Origin of the sequence: Dehalobacter sp. CP (genome assembly GCF_047652685.1) — a bacterium.
GTDB lineage: Bacteria > Bacillota > Desulfitobacteriia > Desulfitobacteriales > Syntrophobotulaceae > Dehalobacter.
This window is the reverse complement of record NZ_CP157399.1, coordinates 1831555-1855392: the sequence shown is the minus strand read 5'-3', so window position 1 is coordinate 1855392 and position 23838 is coordinate 1831555. Positions and strand designations below refer to the sequence as shown.

Annotated in this window: 20 protein-coding genes; 16 read left to right on the top strand and 4 right to left on the bottom strand. The window is 45.4% G+C overall.

Translation table 11 applies throughout. The features are described 5' to 3' along the window. Nucleotides 1-28 precede the first annotated feature (28 nt). Nucleotides 29-1129 (top strand): glycosyltransferase, encoded by a 1101-nt coding sequence (locus tag AAH944_RS09200; protein WP_415534547.1) that lies wholly within the window; start codon nt 29-31, stop codon nt 1127-1129. Here the strand turns inward: AAH944_RS09200 and AAH944_RS09195 are convergent. Next, nucleotides 1096-2121 carry a DNRLRE domain-containing protein gene (locus AAH944_RS09195; RefSeq protein WP_415534545.1) on the bottom strand — a complete coding sequence of 342 codons (1026 nt, stop codon included), beginning with the start codon at nt 2119-2121 and terminating at the stop codon, nt 1096-1098. The genes AAH944_RS09200 and AAH944_RS09195 overlap by 34 nt on opposite strands. A 134-nt stretch (nt 2122-2255) precedes the next feature. Here AAH944_RS09195 and AAH944_RS09190 point away from each other — a divergent pair, with 134 nt between their 5' ends. From AAH944_RS09190 to AAH944_RS09175, 4 genes are all read left to right on the top strand, one after another. Next, the gene (locus AAH944_RS09190) at nt 2256-3344 is read left to right on the top strand and encodes a glycosyltransferase (RefSeq protein ID WP_415534543.1); all 1089 of its coding nucleotides are present in this window, start codon (nt 2256-2258) and stop codon (nt 3342-3344) included. Between the two features lie 68 nt (nt 3345-3412). Next, entirely contained in the window at nt 3413-4993 is a 1581-nt protein-coding gene (locus tag AAH944_RS09185; RefSeq protein WP_415534541.1) for a glycosyltransferase family 2 protein, read from the top strand. An 87-nt stretch (nt 4994-5080) separates the two neighbouring features. After that, on the top strand, nt 5081-5911 hold the full coding sequence (locus AAH944_RS09180; RefSeq protein WP_415534539.1) for a class I SAM-dependent methyltransferase: 831 nt from the start codon (nt 5081-5083) through the stop codon (nt 5909-5911). Between the two features lie 145 nt (nt 5912-6056). After that, on the top strand, nt 6057-8894 hold the full coding sequence (locus AAH944_RS09175) for a phosphodiester glycosidase family protein (protein WP_415534537.1): 2838 nt from the start codon (nt 6057-6059) through the stop codon (nt 8892-8894). Between the two features lie 149 nt (nt 8895-9043). On the opposite strand, the gene rsgA is transcribed toward AAH944_RS09175, so the two are convergent. After that, nucleotides 9044-10120 carry a ribosome small subunit-dependent GTPase A gene (gene rsgA / locus AAH944_RS09170; protein WP_415534535.1) on the bottom strand — a complete coding sequence of 359 codons (1077 nt, stop codon included), beginning with the start codon at nt 10118-10120 and terminating at the stop codon, nt 9044-9046. Between the two features lie 308 nt (nt 10121-10428). Between rsgA and AAH944_RS09165 the strand changes: the two genes are divergently transcribed. The 11 genes from AAH944_RS09165 to AAH944_RS09115 all read left to right on the top strand — a co-directional run bounded on the left by AAH944_RS09165 (nt 10429) and on the right by AAH944_RS09115 (nt 22271). Beyond that, nucleotides 10429-11700 (top strand): MFS transporter, encoded by a 1272-nt coding sequence (locus AAH944_RS09165; protein ID WP_415534533.1) that lies wholly within the window; start codon nt 10429-10431, stop codon nt 11698-11700. Between the two features lie 206 nt (nt 11701-11906). Continuing rightward, nucleotides 11907-13118, top strand: coding sequence for an NADP-dependent isocitrate dehydrogenase (locus AAH944_RS09160; protein ID WP_415534531.1), 1212 nt, complete (start codon nt 11907-11909; stop codon nt 13116-13118). 258 nt (nt 13119-13376) lie between these two features. After that, the gene (locus AAH944_RS09155; protein WP_415534529.1) at nt 13377-14540 is read left to right on the top strand and encodes an isochorismate synthase; all 1164 of its coding nucleotides are present in this window, start codon (nt 13377-13379) and stop codon (nt 14538-14540) included. A gap of 108 nt (nt 14541-14648) precedes the next feature. Further along, on the top strand, nt 14649-16379 hold the full coding sequence (gene menD / locus AAH944_RS09150) for a 2-succinyl-5-enolpyruvyl-6-hydroxy-3-cyclohexene-1-carboxylic-acid synthase (RefSeq protein ID WP_415534527.1): 1731 nt from the start codon (nt 14649-14651) through the stop codon (nt 16377-16379). A gap of 15 nt (nt 16380-16394) precedes the next feature. Further along, nucleotides 16395-17192, top strand: a complete 798-nt coding sequence (menH, locus tag AAH944_RS09145) for a 2-succinyl-6-hydroxy-2,4-cyclohexadiene-1-carboxylate synthase (protein ID WP_415534525.1) — start codon at nt 16395-16397, stop codon at nt 17190-17192. Between the two features lie 96 nt (nt 17193-17288). After that, the gene (gene menB / locus AAH944_RS09140) at nt 17289-18131 is read left to right on the top strand and encodes a 1,4-dihydroxy-2-naphthoyl-CoA synthase (RefSeq protein WP_415534523.1); all 843 of its coding nucleotides are present in this window, start codon (nt 17289-17291) and stop codon (nt 18129-18131) included. 92 nt (nt 18132-18223) lie between these two features. Continuing rightward, nucleotides 18224-19669: an o-succinylbenzoate--CoA ligase gene (menE, locus tag AAH944_RS09135; RefSeq protein ID WP_415534521.1), complete on the top strand. Its 1446-nt coding sequence runs from the start codon at nt 18224-18226 to the stop codon at nt 19667-19669. After that, the gene (gene menC, locus AAH944_RS09130; protein ID WP_415534519.1) at nt 19666-20769 is read left to right on the top strand and encodes an o-succinylbenzoate synthase; all 1104 of its coding nucleotides are present in this window, start codon (nt 19666-19668) and stop codon (nt 20767-20769) included. The genes menE and menC overlap by 4 nt, the downstream gene beginning before the upstream one ends. A gap of 29 nt (nt 20770-20798) precedes the next feature. Then, nucleotides 20799-21188, top strand: coding sequence for a PaaI family thioesterase (locus tag AAH944_RS09125; RefSeq protein WP_415534517.1), 390 nt, complete (start codon nt 20799-20801; stop codon nt 21186-21188). A gap of 246 nt (nt 21189-21434) precedes the next feature. Further along, complete coding sequence (locus tag AAH944_RS09120) at nt 21435-21914, top strand: DUF6530 family protein (RefSeq protein WP_415534515.1); 480 nt, start codon at nt 21435-21437, stop codon at nt 21912-21914. 3 nt (nt 21915-21917) lie between these two features. After that, entirely contained in the window at nt 21918-22271 is a 354-nt protein-coding gene (locus AAH944_RS09115) for a GIY-YIG nuclease family protein (RefSeq protein WP_415534513.1), read from the top strand. On the opposite strand, the gene AAH944_RS09110 is transcribed toward AAH944_RS09115, so the two are convergent. Then, nucleotides 22257-22826, bottom strand: coding sequence for a hypothetical protein (locus AAH944_RS09110; RefSeq protein WP_415534511.1), 570 nt, complete (start codon nt 22824-22826; stop codon nt 22257-22259). The genes AAH944_RS09115 and AAH944_RS09110 overlap by 15 nt on opposite strands. A gap of 273 nt (nt 22827-23099) precedes the next feature. Further along, nucleotides 23100-23600, bottom strand: a complete 501-nt coding sequence (locus tag AAH944_RS09105; protein ID WP_415534509.1) for a hypothetical protein — start codon at nt 23598-23600, stop codon at nt 23100-23102. Nucleotides 23601-23838: the final 238 nt, after the last annotated feature.

The following is a 23838-nucleotide window of genomic DNA, read 5'->3' as shown; positions in this document are numbered from 1 at the left end:
AAAATGATAAAGCACCGGAGAGAGCGCAATGATTACGATCAGTTTATGTATGATTGTCCGGGATGAGGAACTGACACTGGAAAGATGTCTGACGGGGATTAGGGACATTGTCGATGAGATTATCATTGTGGATACCGGTTCTGTTGACCGAACCAAGGAAATCGCAGCAAAATTCACCGCAAAGATTTATGATTTTACGTGGATTGATGATTTTGCTGCGGCTAGGAACTATTCTTTTTCCATGGCTCAAATGGACTATATCCTGTGGCTGGATGCTGATGATGTAATTTTGGAAGAGGATCGTCAGCTTCTTATGGAATTGAAGCAGGAAATACCGCCATTCTTTGATGTTGTGATGATGAAATACAATGTTGGCAGGGATGAAAAAGGGTATGAGACCGACACTTTTTACAGGGAACGGCTGGTTAACAGAAGTGCCGGTTTCAAATGGTGCAATCCGGTTCATGAGTGTATTGAGTTCAACGGCAATATTCTTCATACTGAAATCTGCATTACGCATCGTAAAGAGCGCGGTACAAGCGACCGAAACTTAAAGATCTTGGAAAAACTCATAAGACAAAGCAGCGAAATCAGCGCCAGGGACCTGTACTATTATGCCAGAGAACTGTATATCAACAGCCGCTATGAGGAGGCCGCTGAGCAATACAATCGCTATTTGGACAGTGAAAATACGTTTGAAAACTATGCGATACTGGCTTGTCTGGACCTTGCCGATTGCTATCATCGGGCTCAGGAATGGAAAAAAGCGCTCCGGATATTGATCCGGAGTTTTGAATACGGCAGTATGCGCGCTGAGACACTGTGTTACATTGGAAGCTTATATTTGGAAAAAGAAGAATACCCGAAGGCAATCGGCTGGTACGAGTTGGCACTTACCCTCAAAAAGCCTGACATCAGCTGGAATACCGTCCTGTATGATTTCTGGGGTTTTATCCCGAGCATTCAGCTATGTTACTGTTATTACAGGATCGGGGATATGGAAGAAGCACAAAAATACAATGAAAAAGCGGCTCAATATAAACCGGATAATCCGGGAGTCATATTCAACCGCAAGTTATTCAGCAGTCTTGGCTATCAAGGGGCTGCAGTTACTTCAAAGCTAAAGTAGTTGAAGTTATCCAGGCGTTTGGCGGTTATGATAATTGTCGTCGTATCCGCAACTGCTAGTGTCATAACTCCAGTATCAGGGTCAATAGGAAGAAGCGTATTCGATGATTCGTAACGTAAAGCAGTTTCGTTGGAATTATCAATATTGGTATTGACATCAATTGTACTGCCGACGGTATTTGTCATGGCGGCGCTTGCAGCATTTACAAATGACAGCCTTTCATAGACCATAGGTGTAGAAACGTTCATTGTTCTGGTCTCTCCAGGGTCCAAACTAATGGAGGTTGACTGAGCCCAAGTATCATCATCTTGGCTTTGCTCCACGATAGCAAGACCTGCTGTGGGGGCCGATGAATCATAGGTGATTGTATAAGCTGTTTCTAAGGCATGCCCTTCTAAAACAAAGCTTGTGGATAAATAGGAGAAGTCGCCGATGACAGGACTGGCGTAGATGACGGTACGGGTTAGGGAATACTCGATAATCAGCATAGGCCACATGGCACTTTCGGCATATTCCCTTGTCCTGAAGGCCAAAAGGGAATTTGCAAGCTCCGTAGTCTGAAGCATAATGCCATAATTGTCGGCAGGTGTAATATACCAGTCTTTCACCAGATCGGTCATGGTGATATCGATATAGCCATTAGGGTTGTTATCATCAACCAGCGTATAATCAGGAGTTAAAATGGATCGGGGAGCATTATCCCAGGTTACAGCAGTTTCTTCAAAGGCATCGGTTAAACGATAAATATCCAGCTGCTGCGGTGCGCCTGCTTGATAACGGGTACTCAGATAAAGCCGGAGTACCGCTTTCTGGATGGTAATGTTGGGTTCAAGCATGGAGAGGTCAAACCTTAGCAAGTTTCTGTAGATTGAACCGGAATACGGATCCAGGCCTGTATACATTGTACCTGTCTTTCCGTTATTTGCCGTTGGGGTAAGATTGGTTATATAGGCGTCGGCTGCCGCGTAAAATGTGTGAATCAATTCTATCACCTTTCCTTTTTGAACGAGGTTTTTCTACGTTATATAGTATTCTGCTTGTCCGCGGATTGCGCATCGAGATTCACCAGACTTGCTCGATTCACATAGTATGAATTGTGAATTTGATACAGTTCAAGGAGAAAGCAATGGTCACAATTAGCCTGTGCATGATTGTAAAAAATGAGGAAAAGACGCTCGGAAGATGTCTCGAAAGTGTCAGAGATATACCTGATGAAATGATTATTGTGGATACTGGTTCGACGGACCAAACCAAAATGATTGCTGCCCGTTATCAAGCCAAGGTCTATGATTTTGCCTGGATAGATGATTTTGCAGCAGCCAGGAATTTTTCTTTTGCCCAAGCTACCCAAGACTATATTCTCTGGCTGGATGCGGATGATGTGCTGCTGGAGGATGACAGGAATAAGCTCCGGCAGCTGAAAGAGACCCTGAATCCGCAAGTGGATATTGTGATGATGAGATACAACCTTGGCGTCGATGATAAAGGGAATGCTGTCTGTACTTTTTTCCGGGAAAGACTCCTGAAAAGGTCGATGAACTATACTTGGCAAGACCCGATTCACGAATATATAAAAATTGAAGGAAACATTATCAACTCGGACATTTGTGTGACCCATAAAAAAGTTGAACGGAAGACCGCAAGAAATCTGGAGATCTTTGAAAAGATTATTTCCGAAGGCCGGATCTTAAGCGACAGAAATTGTTTTTATTACGCACGGGAGCTTTATATTAACAGCAGAATTGACGAAGCCATTCAATATTACGACAAATTCCTCGATACCGAGGGAGGGCTTTTATCTAATTATATTGATGCCAGCATCGATATGAGTAACTGCTATTTGAGCAAAAATGACCGGGGAAGTGCGCTTAAAGCGTTGCTGCGAAGTATGGAGCACGATCTTCCCAGGGCGGAAGTCTGCTGCCAGATCGGTCATTTGTATAAAACTGCGGAGGATTATCCCAAAGCAATATTCTGGTATGAGCTGGCAACCACGATAAAAAAGCCGGAAGAAAGCTGGGGGTCTGTCGTCCATGATTGTTACGGTTATATTCCATGTATGGAGCTTTGCGCCTGTTACTTTAAATCCGGTAACCTGGCGGAGGCCATCCGCTATAACAAGAAAGCCGGCGAGTATAAGCCGGAAGATAAGCTGGTCCTGCATAATCAAAAATATTTTGAAACTTTACTGGGTAGCGTCGCCAGTAAGAATTAAAGATGATGATACAGAAAATGAACCAATATACTTTAGGCATCCGCAATCTATAATCAGGAGTCAAAATGATGGAGAAGAAAAAGGTTCTGCTGGGAAGCCCTGTCTGCCAAAAATCTAATATCTTAAGAGAATTTCTTGATTCGCTAACCGGACTGGAACAGGAAAATGTACGCATCGAGTATATTTTTGTTGATGACAATCATGAGGAAGAGTCCAGCCGGCAGCTGCTGCTTTTCGCCCAAAACAAACCGGTCAGACTGTATCAATCCGTGGACAAAGAAAAGAATCCCGAAACCTACGTATGCGATGACGCAACCCATTACTGGAAAGATCACCTGATATGGAAGGTTGCTAAGTTTAAAGATTTTATGATTCAAAAAGCGATTGAAGGTTCTTATGATTATTTGTTTTTAATTGATTCGGATTTGCTTCTTTATCCTCGAACCATTACCCACCTGATTGGAACCGGCAAAGATGTTATTTCTGAAATCTTCTGGACGATGTGGTATCCGGAAACTCCGGAGCTGCCCAATGTGTGGCTGTATGACAGCTATGATATGGTTCGCAGGCTCAGAGGGGAGAGCTTGGCCCCGGAGGAACAAATAAAGAGACAGCAGGCCTTTCTTAATCAATTAAAAGTCCCCGGCGTTTACGAAGTCGGAGGTCTTGGAGCCTGCACGCTGATCAGCAGAAAAGCCCTGCTTCAAGGAATTAGTTTTAGGGAAATAGAAAATTTGACCTTCTGGGGAGAGGACCGCCATTTCTGCATCAGGGCCAAGGCGCTGGGGTTGAACCTGTTTGTAGATACGCATTATCCTGCTTATCATATTTACCGGGAATCGGCGTTGGAAGGTGTAATTGATTTTAAGAAGAAGTACGATGCCGATAAAGGTAGATTAGAAGTGAAAGAGAGAACAGATGAAAAACATTTAAGTGTTCATAGACCTAAATTAACGCTGTCAATGATTATGAAAAATGAAGCAAATCGCTATCTGGAAAAAGTGCTGGAAGAACACAGGCACTATATAGATGAGGCTGTCATTATTGATGACGGTAGCACGGACAACAGTGTCGATCTTTGCCGGAAGATCCTTCGGGGGATTCCGTATCAGATCATTCAGAACCCGGTATCAAAATTTCAAAATGAAGTGGAACTTAGAAAACAGCAGTGGGAAGAAACAGTCCAGACAAATCCGGAATGGATCCTAAACCTGGATGCAGACGAAATGTTCGAACGTAAATTTAAGGAGAAAGTCCAGGATTTGATCTGTAATCCTGGTGTGGACCTTTATTTTTTCCGTTTATATGATTTCTGGGATGACAATCATTACAGGGAAGATAAGTACTGGCAAGCCCATTCCATTTATCGGCCTTTCTTGATCAGGTACAGGCCGGATTTTCAAGCCGAGTGGAATGAAACCCCTCTGCACTGCGGGAGGTTTCCAAAAAATATTACAATGCTTTCCTATGCTTTAGACGATCTGAGGATCAAACATCTGGGCTGGGCGGAACCGAAAGACCGTTTGGCGAAGTACCTGCGGTATTTGCAGCTTGATCCTGAATCGCGTTATGGCTGGAAAGAACAGTATGAGTCGATCCTTGACCCGAACCCCGGACTGGTCGAATGGGAAGAGAGTCCATTGCGCTAGTCATATCAAATACACTTGTTGGGAGAACCGAATATCGTGATGGAAGGTATCAAAATAGAAAAATGCCCTATATGTGAAGGATGTAAATTGGAAGTTTTTTTTGAATACAGCGGATTCAGACTGATTCATTGCCTGAGATGCGACTTAATTATGAACGAGCACGTTGCTTTGATCATACAGGGCAGCAGCCCAGACGGTCTGATTGACGCAACGTATGACGACAGCTGGATCATGATGCGCCAGCGGTACATCCAGGATACTTTTCTGGAGCATGCAAGTTTTAATATTTTGCTGCTGGAAGTGTTTTGCCCCCATAAAGGTGACCTTCTGGAAATCGGTTCCGGTACAGGCGAATTTATTTTCATGGCCAAAAATGCGGGATGGAAGGTCACAGGTGTAGAACCGTCTGAAAAGGCATGCATATTTGCTGATGAACGATTCGGAATTCAAATGATTAATCATGTATGGCAGACCGGCGTATTGGAACAAAATAAAAAATTTGAGGCAATTGTGTTCTGGCATGTTCTGGAGCATATGGCTGATCCGGTGGGATTCCTCAAAGAAATATCCGGCTTGTTAAAACCGGATGGGAAAATATTTTTCAGCATTCCGAATAGGGATTCATTCACCAACGCGGTTTACGGACCTTATTCCCCGCTTTTTATGGAAAGGGATCACCTGTTTCATTATAATGCTACGAATCTGACCCTGCTTCTGGAAAAGGCAGGACTCAAACCAGTTTCACTTTTTTCGAGGGAAACGTATCAAAAAATGGAATCGGACCTGAACGCTTCATCAAAAATATCGAACAGGCCCGATAGTGGATCCCTCGATCAGATGATGGGAATGATAGCGCGGCTACAGTCTCAGCAGCAGGGGCATGAACTGTTCTGTATTGCAGTTTCATTATTTTTATAGGTCGTGCTCTGGAAGAAAATTATGTAAATAAGGTAGATAAAACAGCAGACAAAGGTGTATACTTAAAATAAGTTGGAAGAAATTCCAATTTTTGCTTGTGTATAGACAAAAATATCAGACGGAAAGAGGAGACAAACAAATTATCATGATTCAATTTAAAAAAACATTATCCGTTGTTATCGCCATGATGTTATTCGTCGCAACGCTTTCAAGTGAAGCAGCAGCCTTGCCGGCTGCGCTTTACGAATCAAGCACCCTGCAAACGATTACTGCTGGGGCAACTTTGGAGAATATATCGAGATTCACTTTGAACGGCTGGTTAAACATTAATGTTTTACGAATCGATACGACGAATCCTAATATAAAAATTGATACATTGACAAACGATCAGATCACAGAAAAACTTGTCACTGTTCCCGCTCTAGCTCAACAAGATAACGCTGTAGCAGCGGTGAATGCCAGCTTTTTCAATGCAATAAATGCGGCAGCCGGCTATGCCGACGGGCCAATCGTTCAAGATGGTAGCTTGTTGTCGACAGCCGGCTGGTATAATCAAAATAAAAATGAAATGGCTTCTTTAAGCTTAAGCAATTACGGCGAATTGAGTATTGACTATTGGAAAAATGAGCTTCAATTGATTGGCCCTGATTCTGTGCCGTTTGTTGTTTCTCAGTACAACCAGCCCAGCCGTCGGAATTATACCGATATTACCGTTCTTGATAAGAAATGGGGGGCTTCCACACTAGGGGCTTCGGCTGCCTATCCTGACCTGGTTGAAGTTCTTGTATCTGACGGCCGGGTTGTGGAGGTGCGTCAGGCACAGTCAGCCGCAGCGATTCCTACTAATGGCTTTGTAATCATCTCCAGGGGACAACAAGCAGCAAAACTGGTGCAAAGTCTGCAAATTGGCGAACAAGCTTCCCTAAGCCTAAACTCGACCCCGGACTGGTCCGGCCTTCAAATGTCAGTCACCGGAGCTTCTGTTCTGGTTAAAGACGGTCAGATACCCGATAAATTCTCATATAATGTTAGCAGCTTTAATCAGAATAATCCCCGCACGCTCGCAGGAAGTACGCAGGACGGCAAACAACTGGTTCTGGTTACCGTGGATGGAAGACAGGACAACAGTATCGGTCTTACCCAAAAAGAGTCAGCAGAACTGATGCTGCAGCTGGGCGCTTACAATGCCATGATACTTGACGGAGGCGGGTCAACGACCATGGTGGCTCGAGCCCCTGGGACAAAGCAGCTCCAGGTTGCCAATGTCCCTTCAGAGGGAACATTAAGGCCGGTTGCGAACGCCATCGGGATTTTTTCTTTGGCTCCTGCCGGAACACTTTCAAGGTTAATCATTGAAACTGAAAGTCCAAATGTTTTTGTCAATACTTCGAGAAGTTTTACACTTAAAGGAGTAGACCAATACGCGAACCCGGTGGACATTGACCCTGAGGATGTGAAGTGGAGGGTCAGCGGTATCAAAGGCACGTTTTCAGGAAGTACGCTTCGTCCGACTTCCGTGGGGGATGGAAAAGTCACCGCAAAGGTAGGGGATTTGACGGCTGAGTTGGATGTTTGCTCTTTAAGCGCCCCCGCAAGGCTTATTCTGAGTACCAATGAAAGCAAGGTGCCGTCAGGACAAAGCCAGACGATACAGGTTACAGGCTGCAGTCTGGAGGGATTTACAGCTCGGATTCAGCCGGAAGATATTCAGTGGAAGGTATACGGCAGCATCGGCATCGGAGATTGTCTTAACGGTGTCTTCCAGGCTCAGAACGCAGGTACAGGCTATATCCAGGCTTCCGTCGGCAATGCTCATGCCTACTGTGCGGTTGCCGTATCTTCGGAAAATACGGAAAATAAATATGCTTTTGAAGACAGCCTTGGGACATTTTCAGCGAGCTCGGAAAATGTCAGGGGTTCTTACCGGATCAGCAGCGGGCAGGTTTATGCAGGTCAAACATCCGGAGAACTGATGTATGATTTTCTTTATACGGAGGACCCTGGTGAGGCATCCGTCCTTTTTGGAAACAAAGGGGTCCCGCTTAACGCCAATACGTCAGGCCTTGCCGTTTGGGTTTATAATTCTCTGGAGAATACCAATAAACTCATGGGAGAAATTATAGATGCCAACGGTAAAAAGCATCAGGTCCAATTTTCAGCGGATATGAGCTGGAATGGATGGGGACAGGTCAGCACGTCTCTTGGAAGTATCAATTCCCCGCGCTATTTGACAAGACTCTACGTCCGGAACACGGATCCTTCCAATAGCGGCGGAGTGATTTATTGGGATGAGCTTACGGCAAGCGTGAGCAATCATCCTGCCATTGATACTGCCAAGATACCCCAAAATACTGTACTTACGGATAAGGCCAATCGGGCGGCAACGTTCTCTGCGGGATCAAGCAGTTTCAGGTTTGCGGTGTTCGGCAGCAGCGTGCAGCCCAGCAGCAAATCCAAACAACAAAGCTTGATGCAACTGAATACGTTTATCAATAAAAATATGGATCTTGCCATTTACACCGGAGCAAACGCTGCCAAATTAGCCGGAGGAGTGACCAAACCTGCTATGAAGACTGGCAGCGGGTATAAAACCTTTCATTACAAGAACAGTACCTTCATTCAGCTTGATTGCTGCAAAGGCGGGCTCCGGAGAACTGACCCGGCGCAATGGGCCTCGCTGTTCAAAGAATTAAACAGCAGCAAAGGCGATCAAATCTTTGTATCCATGGACTGTGCCCCTGGTTCATTTGTTAATGCCAAAGAAGCTGCTTTACTTAAGGATACTTTAGCGGATTACCACAAGGAGACCGGCAAAAATGTCTATGTCTTTTATCCGGGCTCCACGGATCAAGTTCAGTTGGACAGGGGAGTACGTTACATTTCCTGTGCGGGCTTCAACACTTCCGCAGCAGGCAAACAGGCCAATAAGCTGATCGTTACCGTTCTGGATAATCAAGTTACCTACGAATTTAAAGCGCTATAAAAACGTAAAAAAATCGCTATAGAAAGAAAAAGACTTTAGCTGAATGGGAAAAAACCAATCAGCTAAAGTCAACTTGTATTTCGGCTTACCCGAGTAAAGTTCTGGATCTTTATTAACGGAATTTAGAAATCGATTTACCTGGGTTCGTGCTATTTTTGTTTCTTATTTTTGATCTGGCGCATGGCCTGCTTCATTTCGCCTTTGCTGCCGAACATGTTTTTGATTTTTTCCTGCTCAAGCTGCCGCGAATTTAAACCTTCGTAAGCAAGCTCTTTTTGCAGTTTCTGATAGCTGTTTACCCGGTCTTGCGGCAGTTCACCATTTTCAATCGCTTTGCGTACCCCGCATCGCGGTTCCGTGGTGTGGGAACAATCTTTGAATCTGCACTTTTGGGCAAATTCCGCAATATCATCGAACGTTTGGGCCAGATCACCGGATTCAATCTGCAGCTCCCGCATCCCTGGCGTATCAATGACAAGGCCTCCGTTAGGAAGCTGCAGCAGCTGGCGGCTGGTCGTTGTATGCCGGCCTCTGTCGTCATCACGGATCTCCCGGGTAGCTAACACTTCCTGGCCCAGCAGGCGGTTAATCAGGGTCGATTTTCCGACGCCGGAAGAACCGATAAGGGCAACTGTTTTACCATTGGCAATATAGGTTAAAATATCCCGGTAACCGTTTTCTGTCATACTTGAGCAGACAATGACGTCTGTGCCGGCACAGACATCCGCAATTTTTTGAAGCTTTCTGTCTAAATCCGTGCAGAGGTCAGCCTTGGTCAGAACAATGACCGGAGTTGCCATGCTGTTGAAAGCAATGGTAAGGTAACGTTCCAGCCTGCGCACGTTAAAATCATAGTTTAGGGACATGCAGATAAATACGACATCAATATTGGCCGCGACAATCTGGACAGCATGGGTTGTTCCTGCAGCTTTCCGCTCAAAGACACTTTGGCGGCGAAGCACCTGGTGAATGATCGCGTTGCCGGAACGATCGTCTAAGCGGTCAATCATGACCCAATCCCCGACGGCCGGAAAATCTGCGTTGTTTCTGGCGTTAAAAATAAACTTGCCGGATACCTCAGCCTGAAGCTCGCCATTTTCAGCGATCACATGATAGAAATCCCGATACTGTTCAATGACCCTTGCTAAATATAAACCCTGATATAAAGTTGCTTCTTGTACAAAACGATCATTCAGCCCGTAGGCAGCTAAAAAGTTGTTATTCATTTCATCCTCCAAAACTATTCATCTTAAGTCATGTTAGAAAATCTTTTGGAGGGTACAAGTTTAGTAAACCTGTTTGCCCTCCCGACAGAGGACAAGGGGCTCATGAGTGAGATAGAACTTCATCATAAAAAATACTCCTTTGGTTTAAAGTAAATGTTGAAAACAGTATAATTATACCATAATGCCAACACCAGAGGAAAATGTGTATCAAGAATAATCGTATTTGTGTTATCCTTGATGTCAAAAGATCAGGTTTATTCTGAGAAACGTTTAGAAAAAAGTATCAATAGATGGGAGAAATTACTGCTATGCCTGACCTGAAAAATACGCCAAGCATAACGGGATTGCCAAACGGATCGAACTGGAAGAGAGACACTGTTCTGTTTATAGCAAGCCAGACGCTCTCACTCTTTGGGACATCGCTGGTTCAGTACGCGATGATGTGGTACATCACCTTAAACACGCAGTCCGGTGTGATGATGACGGTTTATATCATCTGCGGATTTTTGCCGACATTTTTGCTTTCTCCGTTTGCCGGAGTCTGGGCTGACCGTTATAACCGCAAAAACCTGATCATGCTGTCGGACACGCTGATTGCGGCAGTTACCCTTATTCTGGCCATTCTTTTTTTGCTGGGCTACAAAACCGTCTGGCTTTTGTTTGTGATGGCTGCCTTGCGTGCGTTTGGAACGGCGGTTCAGACGCCAACTGTAGGTGCATTTTTGCCTCAGCTCGTTCCGCAGGATAAGCTGACCAAAGTCAACGGCATCAACGGCAGTATTCAGTCGCTGGTCATGCTGGTATCACCGATGATCAGCGGAGCATTGTTAGCCGTAGCTGCAATTGAAACAATCTTTTTTATTGATGTGGTCACAGCTGCCATTGCTGTGATGGTATTGTTTGTATTTCTGCAGGTGCCTGCCCATGCCAAAGCCTTGCAGAAGCAAACCGTCAGTTATTTCGGTGATCTGAGTGAAGGGACCCGGTATGTTCTCAATCACCAGTTTTTAAAAATTTTCTTTCTATTTGCAGCTGTTTTCTTTTTCCTGGCAGCGCCTTCTGCGTTTTTGACCCCGCTTCAGGTTACACGCAGTTTTGGTAATGATGTCTGGCGGCTGACTGCAATTGAAGTTGCGTTTTCGCTTGGCATGGTTATCGGCGGACTCGGGATGGCATCCTGGGGAGGCCTCAAAAACCGGGTCAACACGATGACCCTGGCAGCGTTAATGATTGGGGTATGTACCCTCGCGCTTGGGGTTGTTCCGGTCTTTTGGATTTACCTTCTTTTTATGTTCCTGATCGGGGTCGCCATGCCCATCTTCAATGTCCCGGCAATAGTTCTGCTGCAAGAAAAAGTGGAAGGGGATTTTCTAGGCAGGGTATTCGGTGTTCTGACTATGATATCAAGTTCCATGATGCCGCTTGGGATGCTGGTGTTCGGTCCTTTAGCTGATGTAATTAAAATAGAGTGGATGCTGATCGTGACTGGTGTGCTGCTGTTTATTCAGGGGTTTTTCCTGCTTGGAAATAAAACCCGGATTGAGCCGGAAAGACAAGAGCAGCCTGCCGGAAAACCTTAAATGGTTAACTGAAAAGCTCAAATATTCAGGTGAAAAGATTTAAACATAGGCGCTGATAATAGAAGATGGCAGAAATGAATTCTGTATTATTCTTTGTGTTTGCTTGTATATCAATTCGATATTTTATAGTATAATAGCAGTCGAAATTATGTCATTGACAAAAGCTTTCGATTTTAGACATATTCAGATATATTAAGGAGGACAAAATGCAGAAAATCCAAATGAACGTCCCACTGGTAGAGATGGATGGCGATGAGATGACCAGAATCATCTGGAAATCCATTAAAGAGATCTTGCTTCTGCCCTATATCGATTTAAAAACTGAGTATTACGATCTTGGCCTAGAATACCGGGATCAGACGAATGACCAGGTTACGATCGATGCCGCTATGGCCAACAAGAAATATGGTGTTGCCGTAAAGTGCGCTACCATTACGCCGAACGCCCAAAGGGTTGAGGAGTACAATCTGAAAGAAATGTGGAAGAGCCCGAATGGCACCATCCGAGCGATTCTGGATGGAACGGTTTTCCGGGCACCGATTGTTGTGAAAGGTATCACACCAATGGTCTCTGCCTGGAAGAAACCGATCACGATTGCCCGTCATGCTTATGGTGATGTTTACCGCAATGTCGAATACAAAGTCCCGGGCGCTGGAAAGGCGGAACTCGTTTTCACCAGTGAAACCGGTGAAGTGAACCGTCAGACGATTTTTGACTTTGCTGGCAAAGGCGTCATTATGGGAATGCATAATATCGACAAATCCATTGAGAGTTTTGCGCGTTCCTGCTTTAACTATGCGCTCGATGTCAAGCAGGATCTATGGTTTGCGACCAAAGACACGATTTCCAAACTGTACGATCATACCTTCAAGGATATTTTCCAGGAAATCTTTGATGCGGAGTACAAGCAGAAATTTGCCGATGCGGATATTGAGTACTTCTACACGCTGATTGACGATGCAGTGGCCCGTGTTATCCGTTCCGAGGGCGGATATATCTGGGCATGTAAAAACTATGACGGGGACGTGATGTCCGATATGATCGCGACAGCTTTCGGCAGTCTGGCCATGATGACATCGGTTCTGGTATCTCCCGATGGCTGCTATGAATATGAGGCAGCACACGGGACAGTAACCCGTCACTATTACAAGCATCTTAAAGGCGAAGAAACCTCGACTAATGCGATGGCTACCTTGTTTGCCTGGACCGGAGCATTAAGAAAACGCGGCGAAATCGACGGACTGAAAGATCTGATCGAGTTTGCAGATCAGTTGGAAGCCGCTTCCCTGCAGACAATCGAAGCAGGAATTATGACCAAAGACCTGGCCCTGATTTCCGATCTTCCTGAAAAGACGGTTGTCAGCACGGACGGATTCCTACTTGAAACCAAAAAGACCCTGGACAGAATCCGTGGGTAAATCGTGCACATAATGGAGCGATTTAACTGAATGAAATAACTGGATGATTAAACAGCCTTGATCCGAGCTTCCATCGGATTAGGGCTGTTTATTATATCTAAAAATTTTTCAATTTTGGGCTGAACATGGGTTTTTTATAAAAAAATCTGCGGATTACGTGAAAAATTTTCCTCCTTTTGATAAAATAGTATATATATCGCCGGAAATGTAGGATAATACTATAGGAAATTAATTTTGCACAAGCGGAGACGGAAAAAATTGAAGTATCTAAAAAAAGAAATGAAATTGGAAAATCCTCTGGCTTTTTGGACCCATTTTGACAAACAGGATCGTCTTTTCTTTTATAATCCCCTGACTGGTGAACTGATCATCGGGGCAATACGCTGGAAAACCTTTGCTGAAGGAGAAAGTTATCAGAATTACGACCTAGTGTTTTCTGCCAGAACCTTTTTTCAGTCGGTCCGTGATCCCAAATGGGCCGGACTTGGCAATGAAACCATTGCTTTCAAGTACTATTATGTTGAAAAGGACGGCAAGCAGCTTTTATACTATCCCGAGCAGGCGCCGGAGGAAGAAATTTGTGGGTTAGAGGACAGGGAGACAAAGTCTGTCCGCCATACCTATACGATCGCTGATGATGATTACCCACAGTGGCAAGAATTATTCACCAATGTCAAACAGGAAATATCCTTAAAAAACGTGGATAAAGTGGTCATTTCCAGAGAAGTGAAAATCAGTTGTACCACGACGGTTCATATCGAGAGCGTACTCAAGAGCCTCCGGGAAAAAAATCCGGACAGCTTTGTTTTTGCGTATGCGAAGGGAGGCCGGACTTTTCTGGGTGCTACGCCGGAAATCCTGGTACAGAAAGCGGACGATGAAATTATCAGTTATGCCCTGGCGGGCACAATTCCCCGTAACGCCATTGATGAGGGGACTCAAATGGAGATCCTGCTAAACGACCCTAAAAACCTGCATGAGCACCGAATTGTGCGGGATACCATAGCCGATGTCATGAAAAAATACTGCGCTGAGGTATGGATCGACGAGACAAGGATTCTGACCCTGAAAAACCTTTATCATCTAAAAACCCGTCTTGGGGCAAAAGACGGCAGTCTTTTAACTGCCTGGGTCACCCGTCTGCATCCGACGCCGGCCCTTGGCGGCAATCCGGTCGGACCCGCCCTTGACATTATTGCCAGAGAGGAAAAACACGAGCGGGGGATGTATGCGGCCCCCCTGGGAATCATGGATCAGAACGGTAATGGCATTTTTGTGGCCGGTATCCGGTCGGCCCTTATTCAGGACAATATGGTCTATGCGTATACGGGATGCGGGATCGTGGAAGGATCCGATTGTCTGGAGGAATACATCGAGACGAACGATAAATTAAGGACGATCCTGGAGGGCCTGGTACCCTGACCCCCATGTCCTTAAATTCAATCCTGGAATCTTATGATGCTAACTTTGGAAATTTTGTAAGCTTGGGATCTGAAATATGTTGGGCATGAAGGTGAGGATAGTACGACGATGACCGATTTTTTTGCAGCAACGAATTACATAGCGGCCCTGGTGGATGAATTGTACCAACTGGGCGTAAGGGAAGTTGTGATCAGCCCGGGATCACGTTCTACCCCGCTGGCAATTTTATTCAGTGAGCATCAATTTGAGATTTATGTCAGTATTGACGAACGTTCCGCAGCCTTCTTTGCACTCGGGGCAGCCAAAGAAATGCAGAGACCCGTCGTGCTGGTTTGTACATCAGGATCTGCTGCAGCGCACTATTTGCCGGCCCTGGTAGAAGCCAAATATTCCAGGGTTCCGCTGATTGTTCTGACGGCCGACCGGCCGCCCGAACTGCGTCAGGCTGGAGCGCCCCAAACCATTGATCAGGCTAGGATTTACGGAGAGTATGCGCGTTTTTTTGAGGAACTGGCATTACCCGAAGAAGATGAGCGGATGTACCGCTATGCCAGGGCAGTTATGCAAAAAGCTTACGGCAGCGCCATGACGGGAAGCTTTGGCGTGTCCCACGTGAATATCCCGCTGCGTGAACCATTGGTGCCGGATTTAAGCAAACTTGATTTTACAGCAGGCCGCCACAGAGATGCTTTTAGACTTCATAGAGAACCTTTCAGCCTCAACGGCCCGTCTTCGTATCCGCATCCTGCCGAGCCTTTGGAAGTTCATCCGAAATTTGATGCAGCATTCAGCAATAAAAACGGAATCATTGTTTGCGGCGGCGACGCGTATGCCGACTATCATACAGAGGTACTGGCCCTGGCGGCGCGTTTGAAAGCGCCTGTACTTGCTGATCCGCTGTCCAATTTCCGCAGCTTCTCAAGCGAGATCATTTTGGATAGTTACCAGGCGTTTCTGAAAGACGATGCGGTGAAAGACGAATTAAAACCTGAATATGTCATCCAGTTTGGACAGACACCTGTGTCGAAAAGCCTTCAGCAGTATTTGGCCCGGCATCAGGATGCACTATTTGTCCAGGCCGATGCAGTATTTGACTATCGTAACCCGGCACTTTCCACGAACCATTATGTACTGGCTTCACCTAAGCTTTTTGCAGCATCGGTCAAAACCAAAAACAGCAGCCGGGAATATCTGGATAGGTGGCTCATTTACCAACAAAGAATGCGGGTGCAGCTAAGACAAGCCAGACAGGAAAAAGGACTGTTTGAAGGGACTTTGATTCAAAGGCTTCAAGATCTTCTGCCTCAGGAATCCAGGCTTTTTGCAGCCAACAGTATGGCCGTCCGCGATGTTGATGATTTTCTGGAGACCCGCGCGCAAAACCTAAAGGTACTTGGAAACAGAGGTGCCAATGGAATCGACGGCATGGTTTCCACAGCTCTTGGTATAGCGGCTGCCGGTAAACCGACGGTGCTGCTGACCGGCGATATTGCACTTTTCCATGATTTAAACGGGCTTCAGATCGCCAAGAATCACCCGTTGGATCTGACCATCCTATTGTTCAACAACAATGGTGGAGGGATTTTCCGGTACTTGCCCCAGAGCCGGGGAGAATATTTTGAAACGCTGTTCTTAACCCCCCCGGGCTTGGATTTTTCTGCGTTAACTGCTCTGTATGGCATCGCTTACTTTGAACCGAAAAATTATGAAGAATTTGAGCGCAGTTTCCAAGCAGCTCAGAACACGGAAGGCATCAAGCTTATTGAAGTAAAAATAGATCTGGAGTTAAGCAAGGAGCTGCATGACAAGTATACCCGGCTGCCGTCAGAAAATGACTAAGGTGGATGATAGGAAATGAGGATCACCGCAAACGGTCTAAACATTCACCTTGAAGTACGGGGAACCGGGAAACCAGTCGTTTGTTTGCACGGCTTTTCAGAGAACCTTGGTACCTGGGACGACATTGATCTGGCCGGCTTCCGGTTGATTCTGGTGGATCTGCCCGGACACGGCAGTACTGAAAAACCGTTTGCCCTTCAGCCTTACAGACTTCCCACGCTGCTGGAAACGCTGCATGATCTGACGCAGCAGTTAGAGCTGGTGCAGTACAGCGTGATAGGGTACTCGATGGGTGGACGGATTGCGCTGGCCTATGCTTTACAATATCCCCAGGAAATCGCTAAACTTATCATGGAAAGCGCTTCCTATGGGGAATGCGGTGAGCTCAGCAGAGAGAAGCGGCGCAAAGATGATGCCGTGCTGGCCGAAGATATCCGGCAGAACGGGATCGAATGGTTTGAAAGCTATTGGTCGGGTTTGGAACTTTTCAAAACACAAGCCCGGCTTCCCGAGAAAGTTCGAGCACAAATCAGGCAGCGCCGCCTGCAAAATGAACCATATGCGCTTGCTAATACACTGCTGGGGAGCGGTCAGGGAACGTTTCCCTGTCTGAAAGATCGGGTGGCCGAATTGACGATGCCCGTTCTCTTTATCAGCGGCGAACTTGACCCGAAATACCAGAAAATCAGCCGGGAGTTCAGTCATTTAAATGCCAGGATCATCCGGCAGACCATTTCCGGGGCCGGGCATAATACGCATCTGGAAGACCCGCAGACTTTTCGGGCGGTCGTTAGCGAGTTCCTAAGCGCTTGATGCTTTAGATGAAAATACGGAGAGACGTAATAAGAATTCGGAAAAAAGAATATGAACTCGGAGAAAAAGAATACGATATTTTAGGGAGGTTATTCAATGAGCACATTTCCGTGGGAAAAACTCAGCCGTAGCTATGAGGATATTATTTATGAGACATACAGCGGAATCGCCAAGATTACCATCAACCGCCCGGAAGTCCGCAATGCTTTCCGCCCCAAAACGATTATGGAACTGATTGATGCTTTTTCGATTGCCCGGGAGGATGAAAATATAGGAGTGATTATTTTGACCGGTGCTAATCACGGTCAGGGCCAGGAAAAAGAAGCATTCTGCTCCGGCGGTGACCAAAAGGTGCGTGGTCATGGCGGTTATGTCGGTGACGATCAGATTCCGCGTCTAAATGTACTGGATCTACAGCGTTTAATCCGCATCATTCCTAAACCGGTGATCGCAATGGTCAATGGGTTTGCGATTGGCGGCGGCCATGTTCTGCATATTGTCTGCGATTTGACGATTGCGTCGGAGAACGCCAAATTCGGCCAGACCGGACCAAAGGTTGGTTCTTTTGACGCCGGCTACGGTGCAGGCTATCTGGCTCGCATCATCGGCCAGAAGAAAGCCCGCGAGATCTGGTATCTCTGCCGTCAATATACGGCTAAGGAAGCCCTGGAGATGGGACTCGTTAATACAGTCGTCCCGTTTGAGCGGCTTGAAGAGGAGACCGTGAAATGGGCGCAGGAAATCTTGCAGCATTCCCCGACGGCCCTTCGCTTCCTGAAAGCAGCTTTCAATGCAGATACGGACGGCCTCGCCGGACTGCAGCAGCTGGCCGGGGATGCAACGCTGTTGTTCTATACCACAGACGAAGCCAAAGAGGGCAGAGACGCTTTTAAAGAAAAACGCGAGCCCGATTTCAAAAAGTTCCCGAAATTCCCCTGATCCGGCAGGATATTACGAACACCTACCCCAAATAATGTAATACACGATCTGTATGGATGGAATTAAGGATTTAATAGAGAGCATGGATTAAGATGAATTGGTTAAAAAGGCAAGCCCTTGAAAAACCGGATAAAAAATTTATCAACGGCCTGACATTCCGGGACGTGTTCGAACGCGTGAGCTTACTTTCGGTAAGGCTTTTGCCGCATGTCAAAAAACAAAAAAGGGTAGCGCTCCTTTCGAATAATTCTGAACAAATGGTGTTGTTTTTTCTGGCCTTACAGCTGCTTCAAAAAGAAGTATTGATGCTGAATACACGCTTGACCGCGGAAGAAATCGGCATACAAGTAAAAACCCTGGATATTCAGCTGATCTTGGCCCAGGATGATCTGGCTGCCGTCAATTTCAGCCAGTCATTTCCGGCCGGAGTGAAGTCATTTTCAGATGTAGTTGGGGATGATGTTACGGATGGTGTAAAGGCTGTTGCAGAACAAAATGCTTCAGAAGCATGCAGCGAATTTGATCCGGCCGCGGATCTTAACCCGGAACAAATTGCAGTCATTATGAATACGAGCGCCACGACCGGAGAATTCAAATCTGTTCCGCTGCGCTGGAAACAGTTTGCTGCCCATGTTAAGGCTTCTCAAAAAAGCCTCGGAGTCACAGAAGAAGATAACTGGCTGATGATTCTGCCGTTGTATCATATCAGCGCCTTAATGATTCTGCTGCGCAGTTTATACAACGGGACAGCGGTAACGTTGCTGGAAAGCTTTCGGGAAGAAGAAACATTAAACCTGGTTCAGGAAGGACAAGTCAATATGATGTCGGTTGTTCCGACCATGCTGAACAGAATCATTGACCGGATTGACAGGCATTGCTTGAGAGTGGTGCTTATAGGGGGGGAGTTCATACCTCGTCCCTTGGTTAAAAAATGTATGGTCAGGCAGATCCCTATCTATAAAACGTATGGCATGACGGAAACTGCCAGCCAATCAGCAACCTTTTCCGTTCTTCAATACCCGGATAAGCTTGATTCAGTTGGCCTTCCGCTGGACTCAGTGGAAATCCTGATCAAGAATCCAGGGCCTGACGGCAGCGGGGAAGTCCTGATTCAGAGTCCCATGGTTATGGACGGATATCTTGGCCGGGAAACGATCTCTGGATTTTTCCCTACGGAAGATATTGGTTATTTGGATCCAGACGGTTTCCTGTATATTCTCGACCGTCGTAAAAACATGATCATTTCAGGCGGGGAAAATATTTATCCACGGGAAATTGAAAATATACTCTACGCGCACCCTGGGATCAAAGAATGCGCTGTCATCGGAAGAAAAGATCCCAAGTGGGGACAGGTACCTGTCTTATTTGCAGTATCTTCATTAAACGAAGAAGAGATCAGGGACTATCTGTCTCCAAGACTCGCCCGCTATAAACTTCCCAGCGAGATCATCTTTTTGGCTGAACTTCCCCGGAATGCCATGGGAAAGGTCCGTCACAAGGCGCTGGAAGATATGCTGGCCGGGGGAGGAAACCCATGATCATAAAAAAAACAGAGCTGTTCCTTTTGGACATGCCTTTAAAGTTTACCTTTAAAACATCTCAGACCAGTCTGGACCGCCGGGAAACGATCATTCTTAAAGTCACAGACGAATCCGGGAATACCGGCTATGGCGAAGTTGTCGCTTTCTCTGATCCTTTTTATACTTCGGAAACGCTTGCCGATGCCAAACGCCTTCTGCTGGAAATTTATCTTCCGCGGCTGCTGCAGGAAGAGATTGTACATCCTTTCGACATTCATGCCTGGCTGGACAAAGCTTACCCGATGACAGGTGCCGGGGTTGAAAATGCGTTGCTGGACTTGTACGCGAGGCGTCAGGATATCCCTGTCATGGCGGCTGTATTTCAGGAGGAGACAAATACGCAGATTGAGGCGGGTATGGTTCTGGGAGATATGGATAGCGCCGGCCTGTTAAAACAGATTGAACAGTACCTGCAGGAAGGTTACGTCCGTTTTAAAATAAAGATCAAACCGCAGGACGGTTTTGCCAAACTCAACATGATCAGAACTGCCTATCCCTATCTCAAACTGCTGGCGGATGCCAACAGAAGCTTTCGCTCCGAGCACATTCCCGAATTAATGAAAATCGACGGTCTTGGTTTGCTGTGTCTGGAGGAACCTTTGGCTGAAGCGGAACTGACGGACTATCAGAAACTTCAGGCAGAAATGCAGACGCCTGTCTGTCTGGATGAAAGCATTTTAAGTGTAGCTGATCTGGAGAAGGCAATTGAATTAAAAGCCTGCCGCGCCTTGAGCATCAAGACCGGCCGGGTTGGCGGCCTGTTTTATGTCAGGAAGATGATTGAGCTTTGCCGGAAGCATCATATCTACTATTGGATCGGGAGTATGGTGGAAAGCGGAATTTCGAAAATACTGCACGTCCATTTGGCAAGTCTGAAGGATACCTATATTCCTGGAGATTTGTCACCGTCCCAGCGCTATTTTCCACAGGATATCATTCGGCCTGAGGTCACGGTTCAAAACGGCAGGATTGAAGTACCCCGGGGTCCGGGATTGGGAATTGCTGTCGATGAAAATGTCCTGGCTGATTATACCGTTGAGCATCACATATTCGCTTAGCAGCGTGCGCGGGAAAGGAGGGCCACTTGATGGAGAACCAGAAATACCTGATGGATTACCTGAATATTGAATATATACAGTATAAGGACAATACGTTTGAAGCCAAGATGAATTTAACGGCTTTTCATAGCCAGCCTTATGGCATATTGCATGGCGGGGCAACCATTGCTTTGGGAGAATCGGCTGCAGGATATGCCTCCAACCAGCTGCTGGACAATAGCCAGGTTGCTGTGGGCCAGAATATTACGGCAAATCATATGAAAGCAAAAAACATAGAAGGCTATATCCTCGCGAAAGGCAGACTGCTGCATCAGGGAAAAACATCTCATGTCTGGTTGATTGAAATGCTTGATGAAAAAGATGAGTTGATTTCCATAGTTACCGTGACAAATGCGGTTATCAATTACAATAGAGTGTAAAAAAGGCTGTTAAAGCCTTTTTTTAAAATATTATGAGGGTAGATCTGTATGCCACAATACCACACTGGTCTAGCTATGGACGTCGAAATATTTGTGACCACTGTGCCTGTAATGGCGTATTTTTTTGACAAAGATTGTATAATGTGATAATCTTTTTATTATAATCTACTAATTTAGTAATTTAGTAGATAAGTTGATATGAAAGAAATGATAAAATAAAATTTTGCTAAATTGGAGAGGTAACTTATGAAGATTCCGACGACGCTGAAACACAAACCTGTGATTGTATCGGAAGACTATGAACGGATTGACGGCAGAAATGCCTATGATTCTGACGCCAAAGGATTATCCCTGGGGCTGGCCCAGTGGAATGACAGGGGGAAGCTGGAGATATCCGCAAAGGTCTGGCGGTTCACCGGAGAAAAATGGTCAAGACAGTCCGAAGAGCTTCCGCTTCACCGTGTGATCGATCTTGCGATCCTGATTTGCAAATCGACACTTTATTTTCGTGAGGCCTACCGATATGAAAAAATGTATGATCCTGAGAAACCTGTCATTGACAGGATCGGGCTGCAGGGAGATGCAATGACCGTAGCCGTGTGTATGGATAATCCGATGATTGAAGGAGACATCAAGCTGTTCAGGCAAGTACTCAGCAATGACGATGAATTAATCGGAGAACGTTTGAGTACGCTTTCCAAACTGCTGAAGGAAATGGGGTATTAGACGATGGCGGGTACATCCGACCGGAAGAGGGAGCTCCGCAATGAATATAAGGAACGGAAAACTTCCGGTGGAGCTTTTATGATTACCAATAATGAAAACGGCAGGTATGTTCTGCAGGGCGCTGTTAATATCAGGCGGTTCCAGAACCGTTTTGATTTTTCCAAAGATACCGGATCCTGTGTGCTGACAAAACTTCAACAGGAATGGAATGAATATGGGGCCAAGGCCTTTAAGTTTGAAATTCTGGAAGAAATCGAAATGAAAGATACCCAGACCATGAAGGAATTTGAAGAAGACCTTCAGCTTCTCGAAGAGATATGGGCGGAAAAGTTGGATCCGAAACTAAGGATTCCCTGAGGTATCCAATGCGGTATTTTTGGTATCCAAGGAATGATGTATATTGGAACCTTTGACCTGTGAGAAGGATGTATCCTTCTCACGGGCATTTGTTTTTTTAATCACAGTTGGGTTGGCTAACATTACAATGGTCTGAGAAGAAACTAAACCATGAAGAAGATGATTCCAGATTGCTGAATAATACGTTTTCGTTAAGCGGAATTTTTTTAAGAAACCAACTTTCTGCCCACCTATAAGCGTGCCCAAAGAAAGCATAGAAATGACTGCTCCTTTTATCAAGTAATGATCTTTACCAGTTTTCTTAAGCGTATAAACTAAGGGAATTCCCCACAATGAGCCTATACCTAAATGTGCCAATTGACCTAATATGAAATTCTCGCGTCGTTTTGTTCTATACGGAGCTACAAATAATCCACCTGCTATATGACCATATAGTGTTTCAGTCTTCCCTGCCTTAAAAATCAATAAATTAGATACATCCATAGCAATCGTTCCAATTAAACCTCCTAGAAGGCCAATGATAATTGTATCTTTGCTCCTGCCTATTTTTAGCATTTAGAATACTCCTTTTTTATATAGAGTGCACTTATTTTGAGATTTTAGAATGGTATTTTTTACCGTTTAAAATGTTGCTATTCTGTCCGTTTCCTTTTTAACCTCGGCCCAGAAATTTTTTCTGACTGCAGCACTGACCATTGTCTTGATTATTCTAGTTATACTGATGATCAGAAGGACACGTATTTTACTGAAAAAATATACGCATAAAGCCTATGGCATAACGCCATAGGCTTAAGACTTGTCTTATTACGATTCTTTTTTTATGAGGTTCTATTTATCCGTGTTGTCCTTGTTGTCGGTGCTGTCTTCGGTGGCTTGTACTTCTACAGTTTGAGATTCAATTTGCTCTGGCACTGCAGCAGGGGATTCAGCCTGGTCCTCAGATACGATATCTTCAGCTGCGGCATTAACGGTGTTTGTATTTACCACTGCGGGTTCAGCACGGACCACGGTTTCACTGTTAGAACATGAATGGAAGTATCCGGTGATTTTTTGATTGATGAGACCTGCACCATACAGGACTACAGCAATGCCAAGGATGCTAAGCGGCTGGAAGATTCCGGGGAGCAGCTGACCGGGAATCAATTCCTTGGCGACCATTTCATATGGATAGCCTTGCGTGGTATACTGCGAAATGGTGTTGTTGAAATACACAACATTATTGACTAAAAGTGCAACAGCGATAACAGCTATAAAAGCAGAGGCGATATACATGAAAATCGAACTTCTGGGGAGTTTTTTTCTTGCTTGGGATTTCTTTCGTAGTTTCATAAAGATATTTCTCCTTTTTGCCTGTCACGGCGTTAATTATTTTGCAGACCTATATTTGTTTTGAAAATAAAGGTTCCTACTGATAATATAGACATTAATTCTTAAAATTATATTAGTGTAACTTACATTATCCATTTTTGATTTTATGCTGTATAATTGTACGAAGAGCCAAGCATCCTCATTGTCCCAATAGCATCAATTATCAGAGAATTATCAATGGGAAAAATCCGGGGTACCG